This window comes from Streptomyces sp. NTH33, from assembly GCF_003236365.1.
Classification (GTDB): Bacteria; Actinomycetota; Actinomycetes; order Streptomycetales; family Streptomycetaceae; genus Streptomyces.
The window spans coordinates 1-13,408 of the sequence record NZ_POTZ01000164.1 but is presented as its reverse complement, the minus strand read 5'-3'; the positions used below and the strand labels follow the sequence as shown (position 1 = coordinate 13,408).

At 71.6% G+C, this 13,408-nt stretch carries 7 protein-coding genes and 2 pseudogenes; 3 read left to right on the top strand and 6 right to left on the bottom strand.

The window, feature by feature from the left end; genetic code table 11:
* Together pepN and C1I97_RS17445 are read right to left on the bottom strand one after the other, a co-directional pair.
* Positions 1-1,099: aminopeptidase N (gene pepN, locus C1I97_RS17450; protein WP_111004147.1), on the bottom strand; the 1,099-nt coding region annotated here is incomplete at its 3' end.
* 102 nt (positions 1,100-1,201) lie between these two features.
* Entirely contained in the window at positions 1,202-1,558 is a 357-nt protein-coding gene (locus tag C1I97_RS17445) for a chorismate mutase (RefSeq protein ID WP_111004146.1), read from the bottom strand.
* A gap of 155 nt (positions 1,559-1,713) precedes the next feature.
* Between C1I97_RS17445 and C1I97_RS17440 the strand changes: the two genes are divergently transcribed.
* A complete protein-coding gene (locus tag C1I97_RS17440; RefSeq protein WP_111004145.1) occupies positions 1,714-2,613 on the top strand; it encodes a hypothetical protein in 900 nt (299 codons plus the stop codon).
* 35 nt (positions 2,614-2,648) lie between these two features.
* On the opposite strand, the pseudogene C1I97_RS17435 reads toward C1I97_RS17440, so the two are convergent.
* Positions 2,649-3,029: pseudogene (locus tag C1I97_RS17435) on the bottom strand (VWA domain-containing protein); the annotation flags it as partial.
* A gap of 210 nt (positions 3,030-3,239) precedes the next feature.
* On the opposite strand from C1I97_RS17435, the gene C1I97_RS17430 reads away from it, so the two are divergent.
* Positions 3,240-4,154: a chitosanase gene (locus C1I97_RS17430; protein ID WP_111004143.1), complete on the top strand. Its 915-nt coding sequence runs from the start codon at positions 3,240-3,242 to the stop codon at positions 4,152-4,154.
* Between the two features lie 162 nt (positions 4,155-4,316).
* Here the strand turns inward: C1I97_RS17430 and C1I97_RS17425 are convergent, their stop codons facing one another.
* From C1I97_RS17425 to C1I97_RS17415, 3 genes are all read right to left on the bottom strand, one after another.
* Positions 4,317-5,780 (bottom strand): glutamate synthase subunit beta, encoded by a 1,464-nt coding sequence (locus C1I97_RS17425; protein ID WP_111004142.1) that lies wholly within the window; start codon positions 5,778-5,780, stop codon positions 4,317-4,319.
* A complete protein-coding gene (gene gltB / locus C1I97_RS17420; protein ID WP_181446770.1) occupies positions 5,773-10,320 on the bottom strand; it encodes a glutamate synthase large subunit in 4,548 nt (1,515 codons plus the stop codon). Before gltB ends, C1I97_RS17425 begins: the two co-directional genes overlap by 8 nt.
* Before the next feature lie 522 nt (positions 10,321-10,842).
* Positions 10,843-11,574, bottom strand: a complete 732-nt coding sequence (locus C1I97_RS17415; RefSeq protein ID WP_111004140.1) for a VIT1/CCC1 transporter family protein — start codon at positions 11,572-11,574, stop codon at positions 10,843-10,845.
* Positions 11,575-11,865: 291 nt separating this feature from the next.
* On the opposite strand from C1I97_RS17415, the pseudogene C1I97_RS41510 reads away from it, so the two are divergent.
* Positions 11,866-12,882 (top strand): annotated as a pseudogene (locus C1I97_RS41510) (ADP-ribosylglycohydrolase family protein); the annotation flags it as partial.
* Positions 12,883-13,408 lie beyond the last annotated feature (526 nt).

Here is a 13,408-nt window from a genome sequence, read left to right as displayed (position 1 = left end):
CCTCTGGGGCGAGGGGGTGGGTGGAGGGGCGCTGGTCGGCGTCGTAGCCCCAGGACTTGCGGGCGACGCCGAAGTCGGTCCAGGTGCCGGTGAAGCGGGTGGCCTCGGCGGTGGTCTGGTAGCCCATGTACTCGGCGAAGGACTCGTTGAGCCAGATGTCGTCCCACCACCTGAGGGTGACGAGGTCGCCGAACCACATGTGGGCCATCTCGTGGGCGATGACCATGGCGCGGGTCTGCCGCTCGGTGTCGGTGACGGCGGAGCGGTAGACGAACTCGTCGCGGAAGGTGACCAGGCCGGGGTTCTCCATGGCGCCGGCGTTGAACTCGGGGACGAACGCCTGGTCGTAGGAGTCGAAGGGGTAGGGCTCGTCGAACTTCTCGTGGTAGCGGTCGAAGCACGCGCGCGTGATGTCGAGGATCTCCTCGGCGTCGGCGTCGAGGTGGGGGGCGAGGGAGCGGCGGCAGTGGATGCCGAAGGGCAGGCCGCGGTGCTCGGTGCGCACCGAGTGCCAGGGGCCGGCGGCGACGGCGACGAGGTAGGTGGAGATCGGCGGGGTGGGGGCGGCCTTCCAGACGCCGTCGCCGGTGTGCTCGGTCATGCCGTTGGCGAGGACGGTCCAGCCCTGGGGGGCGGTGACGGTGAGTTCGAAGACGGCCTTGAGGTCGGGCTGGTCGAAGGCGGCGAAGACCCGCTGGACGTCCTCCATGAACAGCTGTGTGTAGACGTAGGTCTCGCCGTCGGTGGGGTCGGTGAAGCGGTGCATGCCCTCGCCGGTGCGGGAGTAGCGCATGGTGGCGTCGACGCGCAGTTCGTGCTCGCCGGGGGTGAGGCTCTTCAGCGGCAGGCGGTTCTCGGTGAGGCTGTGCGGGTCGAGGGGCTGTCCGTCGAGGGTGGCGGAGCGCAGGTCGGCGGGCTTGAGCTCGACGAACGTGTCCGTGACGTCCTGACCGGCGCGGACGGTGAACCGGATGACGGTCACGGAGTCGAAGGTGTCGTCCCCGCCGGTCAGGTCGAGGGCGACGGTGTAGTGGTGGACGTCGAGGAGCTGGGCACGGGTCTGCGCTTCGTCGCGCGTGAGTACGGACATGGTCGCCATGCTGCCTGATGGCACCGGCGGGGCACGAGGGCGTTTCGCCGACAGCCGTACGGTGTTCGCGTACGCCGGTGCGCCCGGTACGGCGTGCGCGGGACGTGGGGGTCAGGTGGCGTCGGCGGGCCCGTCGTTGCCGTTGTCCTCGGCGATGCGCTCGTGGTGGCGGATCACCTCGGCGATGATGAAGTTCAGGAACTTCTCGGCGAACGCCGGGTCCAGTCTGGCGTCCTCCGCCAGGGCACGCAGCCGTGCGATCTGCCGTGCCTCGCGGTCCGGGTCGGCGGGCGGCAGCTGGTGGGCGGCCTTCAGGTGCCCGACCTGCTGGGTCGCCTTGAACCGCTCGGCGAGCATGTGGACGACGGCCGCGTCGATGTTGTCGATGCTGTCCCGCAGCCGCGCGAGTTCGGCGCGCACGGCGGGGTCGACGTCACCGGTACCGGTACCGGTACTGCTGGTGTTCATGGGCGACCACCCTACGGGGTGAGCGGCTGTTCGATCATGTCCGTCCGCGCCCGTCCGCGGCTGTTCATGGCTGTCCGTGGCCGCCCGGCAGACGCGGGAGGCCGGCGGGGGCGCATAGAGTGAGAAGGAGTTCCGGGCGCCCTTGGGGGTACGACGTGGCGAACGACGGACCGGTCGAGCACGGGTATCCGCACCTGGAGACGGTGCGGGCCGCGATCACCGCGCTGTACAGGCGGCTGTCGTACGGCATCGTCCAGACGTTCGCGACCAGCGTGGCGCCGGCCGATGTGGCCTTCTGCGACACCGACGACCTGCATCTGGGCGCCCAGCGCGTGGCGCGGGAGCTGGTGCGGCACTACCGGCTGCCGGACGCGCGGATGGTCGTCAGCTTCCGGGAGATGACGCACGCGGCGAACGTCGAGCTGACGGCGGGGCCCGAGTACTTCGTCGAGCTGAACGACCGTTTCCGCACCCACCGCCGGGACATCGGCGCGGCCCTGGCGCACGAGGTGACGCACGTCTATCTGCACCGCCTGGACCTGTCCTTCCCCGGCACCCGGGAGAACGAGATCCTCACCGACACGACGGCGGCCTATCTGGGCACGGGCTGGCTGCTGCTGGACGCCTTCCGGGAGCACGGCGAGTCCTCGCAGAAGCTGGGCTATCTCACGCCGGAGGAGTTCGGCTACGTACTGGCCAAGCGCGCACTTGTCTTCGGCGAGGATCCCTCGACGTGGTTCACCAGCCCGCAGGGTTACGAGGCGTACGTCCAGGGCATGGCCCGGGCCCGCCGTGACGAGCAGCAGCCGCCGTTGACGGCCGCCGGCTGGGCGGGCCGCCGCCGCTACGCCCGCGACCGGCGCCACGCCCAGGACCACGGCTCCGTGCCGCTCACCCGGCCGGCGGCCCCCTACTCCTTCACGTCCGCCGGGCGGGAGCCGCTGCGGGTCTGTTTCTCCTGCCCCACCTGCCACCAGCGCATCCGCGTGCCGGTACAGGGCCGGATGCGGGCGCGGTGCGCACTGTGCCGGACGGTGCTGGAGTGCGACACGTAGTCGACACGTAGTCGTCCTGCCCCGGCCTGTCCGGGTCAGGACGGCCGTACGGTTCCCTCCTCCCGCGCCGCCACCAGCCACTGCGGGAACTCGTCCAGCAGACGGTCGTACGGTTCCGCGTCGGACACCCGCCGCGGATCGGCACCGGCGTGGAAGAAGCCGGCGTTGTCGGCGACCCGCCTGCCGGGCACCGCCAGTTCGTCGAGCCTGCGCAGGTAGTCGAACTGGCGGCTGTCCGGGTCGCCGAAGCCGACGAACTGCCAGAACAGGGGGAGCTTCGCGGCCTTGCGGAGGTAACGTTCCACGGCGGCTCTGCTCGTCGGGCCGCCGTCCGTCTGGAAGACGACGAAGGCGGGGTCCGTGGCGCCGCTGCCGAGGTGGCGGTCGACGAGGGACGCTCCGGCCGTCCGGTACGACTCGACCAGCGCGGGCGCGGTCTCCGTCACCTTGCTGAGACTGATCGCGGGCATGCCGGGTCCCCCCTCGGCTCGGTTCTGGACGCCGAGAGTACGGGAGCGGGGGTCCCACCTGTCGTGGCTGTCACGGTGGTTCGCTATTTTGTTCGCTGCCGAACTGTCTGAGGGGTGGCCTGGTCAGAGTTGATCAGGGCCGTAGGGGTATCTGTCATGAAACGTCCCGGAGTACTGCTGTTCGTGGCCGCCCCAGTCGTCGCGCTGGTGGTCCTGCTCGCCGTCAACCCCCGGGACGCGGAGTCGTCCACGGAAACGGGGAAGCGCACGTCGGTCTCCCAGGAGTCCCGCAAGGACTCCAAGGCGCGGGCCGAGCAGTCGCAGGAGGAGGCCGAGGACGAGGACGTGATCGCCGACGCCCCGCCGGGTCTCGCCGACCCCGCGAAGAAGGAGCTGGCCCAGCGGCTCGTGGCGAGCGCCGTGCACTCCACGCTCGACTGGCGCGGCACCTACGGCGCCATCGAGGACTTCGACGACGGCCAGGGCTACACCGCCGGCATCATCGGCTTCTGCACCGGTACCGAGGACCTGCGCACCCTGGTCGAGCGCTACACCAAGGGCCACCCGGACAACGGCCTCGCCCCGTACCTGCCCGCGCTCCGCGAGGTCGACGGCACGGACTCCCACGAGGGCCTGGATCCGGGCTTCACCGCGGCCTGGAAGACGGAGTCGCAGCTTCCCGCCTTCCGCAAGGCCCAGGAGCGGGAGCGCGACCGCATCTACTTCGATCCTGCCGTCCGCCTCGCCAAGCTGGACGGCCTGGGCACACTGGGCCAGTTCATCTACTACGACGCGATGGTCTTCCACGGCCCCGGCACCGACCCCGACAGCTTCTACGGCCTGCGCGAGCGCGCCCTGAAGCAGGCCGGCACCCCGGCCATGGGCGACAGCGAGAAGGCGTACCTCGACATCTTCCTGAACGTCCACCGCAAGGCCATGAAGGACAGGAGGCCCGACATCAGCACCGACCGCATCGACGCGGCCCAGCGGCAGTTCCTCGACGACGGGAACATGGATCTGAGGACGCCGCTGGTGTGGACGATGTACGGGAAGACGTACCGGGTGGAGTAGGCGCCGCCGGCGCCCTGGGCGTGCCGGGCCTCCTGGCATGCGACGGCGCCCGCCCCGTGGTCCGGTCGGGGACTCGGGCAGGCGCCATCTCGGGGGGTCCGGGGGAAACACCCCCGGATTTTCCCGCCCGTACGCCGTTGTACGGGACGTGTGCGAGCGACCTCAGGCCATCAGGGCGCGGTCCGTCGGGCGGATCGGGGCCGGCAGGTCGCTGGCGCCCGTGAGGTGGCGGTCGACCGCGCGGGCGGCCGAGCGGCCCTCGGCGATCGCCCACACGATGAGCGACTGGCCGCGGCCGGCGTCACCGGCGACGAACACGCCGGGCACGTTGGTCCGGAAGTCTGCGTCGCGGGCGATGTTACCGCGCTCGTCGAGTTCCAGGCCGAACTGCTCGACCAGGCCGTTGACCCGGTCGGTGCCGGTGAAGCCCATGGCGAGGGTGACCAGCTGGGCCGGGATCCTGCGCTCGGTGCCCGGCTTCCGGGCCGGCCTGCCGTCCACGAACTCGACCTCGGCCAGGTGCAGCCACTGCACGTTGCCGTCCTCGTCGCCCTCGAAGCGGGTGGTGGACGCCGAGTAGACGCGCTCGCCGCCCTCCTCGTGGGCGAAGGTGACCTTGTAGAGGACAGGGAAGGTCGGCCAGGGCTGGTCGACCGGGTGCCGCTCGTCGTTCGGGCGGGGCATGATCTCCAGCTGGGTGACGGAGGCCGCGCCCTGGCGGTGGGCGGTGCCCACGCAGTCCGCGCCCGTGTCACCGCCGCCGATGACGACGACGTGTTTGCCCTCGGCCGAGATCGGCGAGGTCACGTAGTCGCCCTCCTGGACCTTGTTGGCGAGCGGCAGGTACTCCATCGCCTGGTGGACGCCCCTCAGTTCCCGCCCGGGGACGGGCAGGTCGCGGGTGGTCGTGGCGCCGGCGGCGACGACGACCGCGTCGTACCGCTTCCTCAGGTCCGTCGCCGTGATGTCGCGGCCGACCTCGACGCCGGTGCGGAAGCGGGTGCCCTCCGCGCGCATCTGCTCGATACGGCGGTTGATGTGCCGCTTCTCCATCTTGAACTCGGGGATGCCGTACCGCAGGAGGCCTCCGACGCGGTCCGCCCGCTCGTAGACGGCGACGGTGTGGCCGGCCCGGGTCAGCTGCTGGGCGGCGGCCAGGCCCGCCGGGCCCGAGCCGATGACGGCGACGGTCTTGCCGGACAGCCGCTCGGGGATCCGCGGGGCGACCTCACCGGCCTCCCACGCCTTGTCGATGATCGAGACCTCGACGTTCTTGATGGTGACCGGCGGCTGGTTGATGCCGAGCACGCAGGCCGACTCGCACGGGGCCGGGCACAGGCGGCCGGTGAACTCCGGGAAGTTGTTCGTGGCGTGCAGGCGCTCGGAGGCCGCGGCCCAGTCCTCGCGGTAGGCGTAGTCGTTCCACTCCGGGATCAGGTTTCCGAGCGGACAGCCGTTGTGGCAGAACGGGATGCCGCAGTCCATGCACCGGCCGGCCTGCTTGCTGATGATCGGCAGCAGGGAGCCGGGGACGTAGACCTCGTTCCAGTCCTTCGTGCGCTCCTCGACCGGGCGGGAGGCGGCGACCTCGCGGCCGTGGTTCAGAAAGCCCTTCGGGTCAGCCATGGATCGCCGCCTCCATCATCTTCTCGGTGATCCCGGTCTCGGACAGACCGGCTCGCTCGGCGGCGTCCTTGGCGGCGAGCACTGCCTTGTACGTGCTGGGGATGATCTTGCTGAAGCGCTCCACGGCCGTGTCCCACTCGGCGAGCAGCTTCCCGGCGACGGTGGAGCCCGTCTCCTCCTGGTGCCGGCGCACCACCTCGTGCAGCCACTGCCTGTCGGTGTCGTCCAGCGCCTCGACGGACTCCAGGTTGCCGGCGTTGACGTTGTCGCGGTCCAGGTCGATCACGTAGGCGATGCCGCCGGACATGCCGGCCGCGAAGTTGCGGCCCGTCCCGCCGAGGACCACCGCTCGGCCGCCGGTCATGTACTCGCAGCCGTGGTCGCCCACGCCCTCGGAGACGACCAGTGCTCCGGAGTTGCGGACACAGAAACGTTCACCTGTCCTGCCGCGCAGGAACATCTCCCCGCCGGTCGCGCCGTAGGCGAGGGTGTTGCCCGCGATGACGCTGTACTCGGCGAGGTGGTCGGCCGTGCGGTCCGGGCGGACCACGATCCGGCCGCCGGACAGGCCCTTGCCGACGTAGTCGTTGGCGTCGCCCTCCAGGCGCAGCGTGATGCCGCGCGGGACGAAGGCGCCGAAGGACTGGCCGGCGGAGCCGGTGAAGATGATGTCGATGGTGTCGTCGGGCAGGCCCGCGCCGCCGAACCTCTTCGTCACCTCGTGGCCGAGCATGGTGCCGACCGTGCGGTTGATGTTGCGGATGGCGACCCGGGCGCGCACCGGCTGGGCCTCGGCGGCGCCGGGCGCGGCCAGGGCGTCGGCGGCGAGCCTGATCAGCTCGTTGTCGAGCGCCTTCTCCAGACTGTGGTCCTGGGCGGTCACCTGGTGGCGGACGGCGCCCTCGGGCAGCTCGGGCACGTGGAGCAGCGGCTGGAGGTCCAGGCCCTGCGCCTTCCAGTGGTCGACGGCGCGGGTCACGTCGAGGACCTCGGCGTGGCCGACGGCCTCCTCGACGGAGCGGAAGCCCAGCTCGGCCAGGAGCTCGCGGACCTCCTCGGCGATGAACCGGAAGAAGTTCACCACGTGCTCGGCCTTGCCGGCGAACCGCTCGCGCAGCACCGGGTTCTGGGTGGCGATGCCGACCGGGCAGGTGTCCAGGTGGCACACGCGCATCATCACGCAGCCGGAGACGACCAGCGGCGCGGTCGCGAAACCGAACTCCTCGGCGCCCAGCAGCGCGGCGATCACCACGTCGCGGCCGGTCTTCAGCTGGCCGTCGGTCTGGACGACGATGCGGTCGCGCAGGCCGTTGAGCAGCAGGGTCTGCTGGGTCTCGGCGAGGCCCAGCTCCCAGGGTCCGCCCGCGTGCTTCAGGGACGTGAGGGGGGAGGCGCCCGTGCCGCCGTCGTGGCCGGAGATCAGGACGACGTCCGCGTGGGCCTTGGACACGCCGGCCGCGACCGTGCCGACGCCGACCTCGGAGACCAGCTTCACGTGGATCCGCGCCTGCGGGTTCGCGTTCTTCAGGTCGTGGATCAGCTGGGCGAGGTCCTCGATGGAGTAGATGTCGTGGTGCGGCGGCGGGGAGATCAGCCCCACGCCCGGGGTCGAGTGCCGGGTCTTCGCCACCCACGGGTACACCTTGTGGCCGGGCAGCTGGCCGCCCTCGCCGGGCTTGGCGCCCTGGGCCATCTTGATCTGGATGTCGTCGGCGTTGACCAGGTACTCACTGGTCACGCCGAAGCGGCCGGAGGCCACCTGCTTGATCGCCGAGCGGCGCGCCGGGTCGTACAGGCGCTCCGGGTCCTCGCCGCCCTCACCGGTGTTGGACTTGCCGCCCAGCTGGTTCATGGCGATGGCGAGGGTCTCGTGCGCCTCCTGGGAGATGGAGCCGTAGGACATGGCGCCGGTGGAGAAGCGCTTGACGATCGCGGAGACCGGCTCGACCTCGTCGAGGGGGACGGGCTCGCGGCCGGTCCTGAAGCCGAACAGGCCGCGCAGCGTCATCAGGCGCTCGGACTGCTCGTTCACCCTCGAGGTGTACTTCTTGAAGACGTCGTAGCGGCCGGTGCGCGTGGAGTGCTGGAGGCGGAAGACCGCCTCCGGGTCGAACAGGTGCGGCTCGCCCTCGCGGCGCCACTGGTACTCGCCGCCGATCTCCAGGGCGCGGTGCGCGGGAGCGATGCCGGAGGCCGGGTACGCCTTGGCGTGACGGGCGGCGACCTCCTGGGCGATGACGTCGATGCCGACGCCGCCGATCTTGGTGGCGGTGCCGTCGAAGTACTGGTCGACGAAGGCCTCGTCCAGGCCGACGGCCTCGAAGACCTGGGCGCCGCGGTAGGAGGCGACGGTCGAGATGCCCATCTTGGACATGACCTTCAGCACGCCCTTGCCGAGGGCGTGGATCAGGTTGCGGATGGCCTTCTCGGGCTCGGTGCCCGGCAGGAAGGTGCCGGCGCGGACCAGGTCCTCGACGGACTCCATCGCCAGGTACGGGTTGACCGCGGCGGCGCCGTAGCCGATGAGCAGGGCGACGTGGTGGACCTCGCGGACGTCGCCGGCCTCGACCAGCAGGCCCACGTGGGTGCGCTGCCTGGTGCGGATGAGGTGGTGGTGGACGGCCGCGGTGAGCAGCAGCGACGGGATCGGGGCGTGCTCGGCGTCGGAGTGCCGGTCGGACAGGACGATCAGGCGGGCGCCGTTGCCGATGGCGGCGTCGGCCTCGGCGTAGATCTCCTCGATGCGGGCGGCGAGGGCGTCGCCGCCGCCGGAGACCCGGTACAGGCCGGAGAGGGTCGCGGCCTTGAAGCCGGGCATGTCGCCGTCGGCGTTGATGTGGATGAGCTTGGCCAGCTCGTCGTTGTCGATGACCGGGAAGGGCAGGACGACGCTGCGGCAGGAGGCCGCGGTCGGCTCCATCAGGTTGCCCTGCGGGCCGAGCGAGCTGCGCAGGGAGGTGACCAGCTCCTCGCGGATGGCGTCCAGCGGCGGGTTGGTGACCTGCGCGAACAGCTGGGTGAAGTAGTCGAAGAGCAGCCGCGGGCGCTCGGAGAGGGCGGCGATCGGCGCGTCGGTGCCCATGGAGCCGATCGGCTCGGCGCCGGCCTCGGCCATCGGCGCGAGGATGACGCGCAGCTCCTCCTCGGTGTAGCCGAAGGTCTGCTGGCGGCGGGTGACCGAGGCGTGGGTGTGGACGATGTGCTCGCGCTCGGGCAGGTCGCCCAGCTCGATCTCGCCGGCCCGGACCCAGTCGGCGTAGGGCTGCTCGGCGGCGAGGGCCGCCTTGATCTCGTCGTCCTCGACGATGCGGTGCTCGGCGGTGTCGACGAGGAACATGCGGCCGGGCTGCAGGCGGCCCTTGCGGACGACCCTGGCCGGGTCGATGTCGAGGACGCCGACCTCGGAGCCGAGGACGACCAGGCCGTCGTCGGTGACCCAGTAGCGGCCGGGGCGCAGGCCGTTGCGGTCGAGTACGGCGCCGACCTGGGTGCCGTCGGTGAAGCAGACGCAGGCGGGGCCGTCCCAGGGCTCCATCATCGTGGAGTGGTACTCGTAGAAGGCGCGCCGGGCTGCGTCCTTGGAGTTCATGGATTCGTGGTTCTCCCACGCCTCCGGGATCATCATCAGCACGGAGTGCGGCAGCGAGCGGCCGCCGAGGTGCAGCAGCTCCAGGACCTCGTCGAAGGAGGCGGAGTCGGAGGCGTCCGGGGTGCACACCGGGAAGATCCGCTCCAGCTTCTCCGGGCTTCCGAACACGCTGGTGACCAGCTGGGACTCGCGGGCGCGCATCCAGTTGCGGTTGCCCTTGACGGTGTTGATCTCGCCGTTGTGGGCGACGAAGCGGTAGGGGTGCGCGAGCGGCCAGCTCGGGAAGGTGTTCGTGGAGAAGCGGGAGTGGACGAGCGCGATCGCGGAGGCGAAGCGGCGGTCGGACAGGTCCGGGAAGAACGGCTCCAGCTGGCCGGTGGTGAGCATGCCCTTGTAGACGAGGGTGCGGGCGGACAGCGACGGGAAGTAGACGCCCGCCTCGCGCTCGGCGCGCTTGCGCAGCACGAACGCCTTGCGGTCCAGGGCGATGCCCTCGCTGACGCCGTCGGTGACGAACAGCTGGTGGAAGACGGGCATGGTGGAGCGGGCGGTGGCGCCCAGCAGTTCGGGGGCGACCGGGACCTCCCGCCAGCCGAGGACGGTCAGGCCCTCGTCGGCGGCGATCGTCCCGATCCGCGCGACGGCGTCCGCGGTGCCGTCCTCGGGCAGGAAGGCGATGCCGACGGCGTAGGCGCCGGCCGCGGGCAGGTCGAATCCGGCCACCTCGCGCAGGAAGGCGTCGGGGACCTGGGACAGCAGGCCCGCGCCGTCGCCGGAGTCGGGCTCGGAGCCGGTCGCGCCACGGTGTTCCAGGTTGCGCAGAACGGTGAGTGCCTGCTCGACCAGCGCATGGCTCGCCTCGCCGGTGAGGGTGGCCACGAAGCCGACGCCGCAGGCGTCGTGCTCGTCGCGGGGGTCGTACATGCCCTGAGCGGCAGGGCGAGCATCCATGAAGGACCAGTTCGAGCGGTCGTTCGCGGAGTGCTGGGACGGCTGGCGCGGCATACGCATCGGCTCTCCCGTCGTCGTCATGTGGCTGGGGGGCACCTCCCAGGCCCTTGAGGCTCTGGGGGAGCTGGTGCCGAGGGACGACGTTGGCCCTCTGCGTGAAGTCCGGAAATGTCGTGCAGATTACATGATGGACCGATTTCCGGGAAGCGGATATTCCGTTCCAGCATGCGGGCACCGCGGGCGACGGCGGGGTACCGCGCCCGGCAGTGAAGGCTGGGGGCCGACGACGGACGAGATCGGTCGGATCGGTGTCCGTCGGCCCGGAGGGACGGGGAGGGCGGTGTCACCCGGCCCCATGGGTGCGCGGCAGTGGCGTCATTGCCCACGGCGCTTACGGCTCATGCCCAGCGGTCATGCGGTCGAAACCAGCGGGTAACGGTGTAACGGTGTCGATCGGTGATGTCGAGCAGCAGTACCAAGCAAGGGTGTACTTATGCGACCGAGCGCATAAGTCCCAGCGCATTATCCTACGGCGATCCCGAACAGCGCACCCAGGGCGTACGTCACACCGGCGGCGGCACCACCCAGGGCGAACTGCCGCAGACCGCTGTACCACCAGCTGCGTCCGGTGACCTTGGCCACCACCGCGCCACAGGCGAACAGCCCGAAGAGGGCGAGGAGTACGGCCGGCCACAGGGCGCTGGCGCCCAGCAGGTAGGGCAGTACGGGCAGCAGCGCGCCGAGCGCGAAGGAGCCGAAGGACGACACCGCGGCGACCATCGGGGAGGGCAGGTCGGCCGGGTCGATGCCCAGCTCCTCGCGGGCGTGTATCTCCAGGGCCTGCTCGGGGTCCTTCGACAGCTGCCGGGCCACCTCGCGGGCGAGGCCGGGCTCGACGCCCCGCGACACGTACAGGGCGGCGAGCTCCTCCTCCTCGTCCTCCGGGTGCTTGCGCAGCTCGCGGCGCTCGACGTCCAGCTCGGCCTCGACGAGCTCGCGCTGCGAGGCGACGGAGGTGTACTCGCCGGCCGCCATGGAGAAGGCGCCGGCGGCCAGGCCCGCGAGGCCGGTGAGGACAATGGTCTGCTGGCTCACCGAGCTGCCCGCGACACCGGTCATCAGGGCGAGGTTGGAGACCAGGCCGTCCATCGCGCCGAAGACCGCCGGGCGCAGCCAGCCGCCGTTCACGTCGCGGTGCGTGTGGTTGTCGCGGTGCGCCTCGTGGAGCGTCGCTTCGGTGTCGATGATGGCCATGAGGGTCCCCCTGGAAGGCGTCGCGGGCTTGGACAAGAACTTAGGTAAGGCTGGCTTTTGGACAAGTTCTATTTTTCGACAGCACCGAATCTACGCCGGAAAATTCTCCACCGCCAGCAAGGAAAGGCTGGGCTAACCTGGGGTTTTGCCTTGCATCGCTCATCCGTGAGAGAGGGCGCACAGATGTCGTACGGGTGATGCTGAGGCTCGCGAGGCTGTATGGAGCACTCCACCGGGGACAGATCCGCAGAGGGCTCCCGCCCGGCGGGACGCCCCGAGAGGAGAGCCCGCATGGGATCGACCACCCGCGTCCCTCAGGCCCCCGCCACAGCCCCCGCCACAGCCCTGGCCTCGCTCCGCGAGCGGGCGCGCGGCGCGCTGCTCGGCCTCGCCGTCGGAGACGCCCTCGGGGCCCCGGCGGAGAACCTGAGGCCGTCCGAGATCCGCGCCCGCTGGGGCCGTATCACCGGCTACGTCGCCGAGCACCCGGCCGGCACCGACGACACCGAGTACGCCATCTTCTCCGGCCTCCTGCTGGCCCGGTACGGCTCCGCGCTCACCCCTGCCCATGTGGAGGCGGCCTGGCACGAGCACATCGCCGGCCGCGCGGAGGGCCCCTTCCGCGGCGCCGGCTTCAGCGAACGCGGCACCCTGGAGAACCTGCGCCGGGGCCTGGCCGCCCCCGTCTCCGCCCAGCACCGGCACGCCTGGAGCGACGGTCTGGCCATGCGGGCGGCGCCGTTCGGGGTGTTCGCCGCCGGGCGTCCCGCCGAGGCGGCCCGCCTGGTGGCGATCGACGGCTCGGTCAGTCACGAGGGCGAGGGGATCCACGGCGGCCGGGCGGTGGCCGCCGGGGTCGCGGCGGCGATGGCGGGCGCGCCGCCGGTCGCGGTCGTGGCGGCCGCGCTCGCCGTCGTCCCGGACGACTCCTGGACCGCCCGCTCACTGCGCCGCGCCACGGCCGCCGCCCACCGCGGTGAACGCGCGGTCCGCTCCGCGGTGGTCGTCGCCGGCTACCCCTGGTCCGACCTGGCCCCCGAGGCGGTCGCCCTCGCCTTCGGCGCGTACGCGGCGGCCGACGGCGACTTCCGCGACGCCGTCCTCACCGCCGTGAACATGGGCCGCGACGCCGACACCACGGCAGCGGTCGCCGGCGCCCTGGCCGGCGCGACCCAGGGCGCCCCGGCCATCCCCGAGTCCTGGGCGACGGCCATCACCCCGGCCCGCGGCAGCTGCCTGCCGTCGATGACGGGGCGGCACGTACTGGAGGTGGCGGACCTCCTGGTGGCGCGCTGCACGCGCGAGCGCGAGCCGTCGGCCGGGCGGCGGGAGAGAACCGCGCGGGCCGGGGATCAGGGGCAGACCGGGGGTCCGGCGTGGACCGAGAATCCGGAGCGGACCGAGGATGAGGATCAGGCACGGAGCGGGGATCGAAGGCGGGCCGAGAATCCGGCACGGACCGGGGATCCGGAGCGGACCGGGGATCGGGGACGGACCGAGGAGCGGATGCAGACCGGGGACCCGGCACGGACCGAGAATCCGGAGCGGACCGGGGAGCGGAGGCGGACTGAGGATCCGGCACGGACCGAGGAGCGGAGGCAGACCGGGGATCCGGAGCGGATCAGGAATCCGGCACGGGCCGGGGATCGAAGGCGGGCCGGGGATCGGGGACGGTCGGAGGAGGGTGTGCGGCTGGACGTCCGCGCACGGTCCGAGGTCCCCGCAGGGTCCGGCGCCTCCCCGCGGGCGGGCGTCCCGGCGCGCGCCGGCGCCACCGCGTGGTGTGACGCCACCACACCTTCCGGCACCGCCGCACGGCCGGACGCCCTCGGCG

Excerpts from the sequence above, each read along its gene's own strand:
- C1I97_RS17445 (WP_111004146.1), bottom strand. The coding sequence starts at position 1,558 with ATGAACACCAGCAGTACCGGTACCGGTACCGGTGACGTCGACCCCGCC.
- C1I97_RS17430 (WP_111004143.1), top strand. The coding sequence starts at position 3,240 with ATGAAACGTCCCGGAGTACTGCTGTTCGTGGCCGCCCCAGTCGTCGCG.
- C1I97_RS17425 (WP_111004142.1), bottom strand. The coding sequence starts at position 5,780 with ATGGCTGACCCGAAGGGCTTTCTGAACCACGGCCGCGAGGTCGCCGCC.
- gltB (WP_181446770.1), bottom strand. The coding sequence starts at position 10,320 with ATGGATGCTCGCCCTGCCGCTCAGGGCATGTACGACCCCCGCGACGAG.
- C1I97_RS17415 (WP_111004140.1), bottom strand. The coding sequence starts at position 11,574 with ATGGCCATCATCGACACCGAAGCGACGCTCCACGAGGCGCACCGCGAC.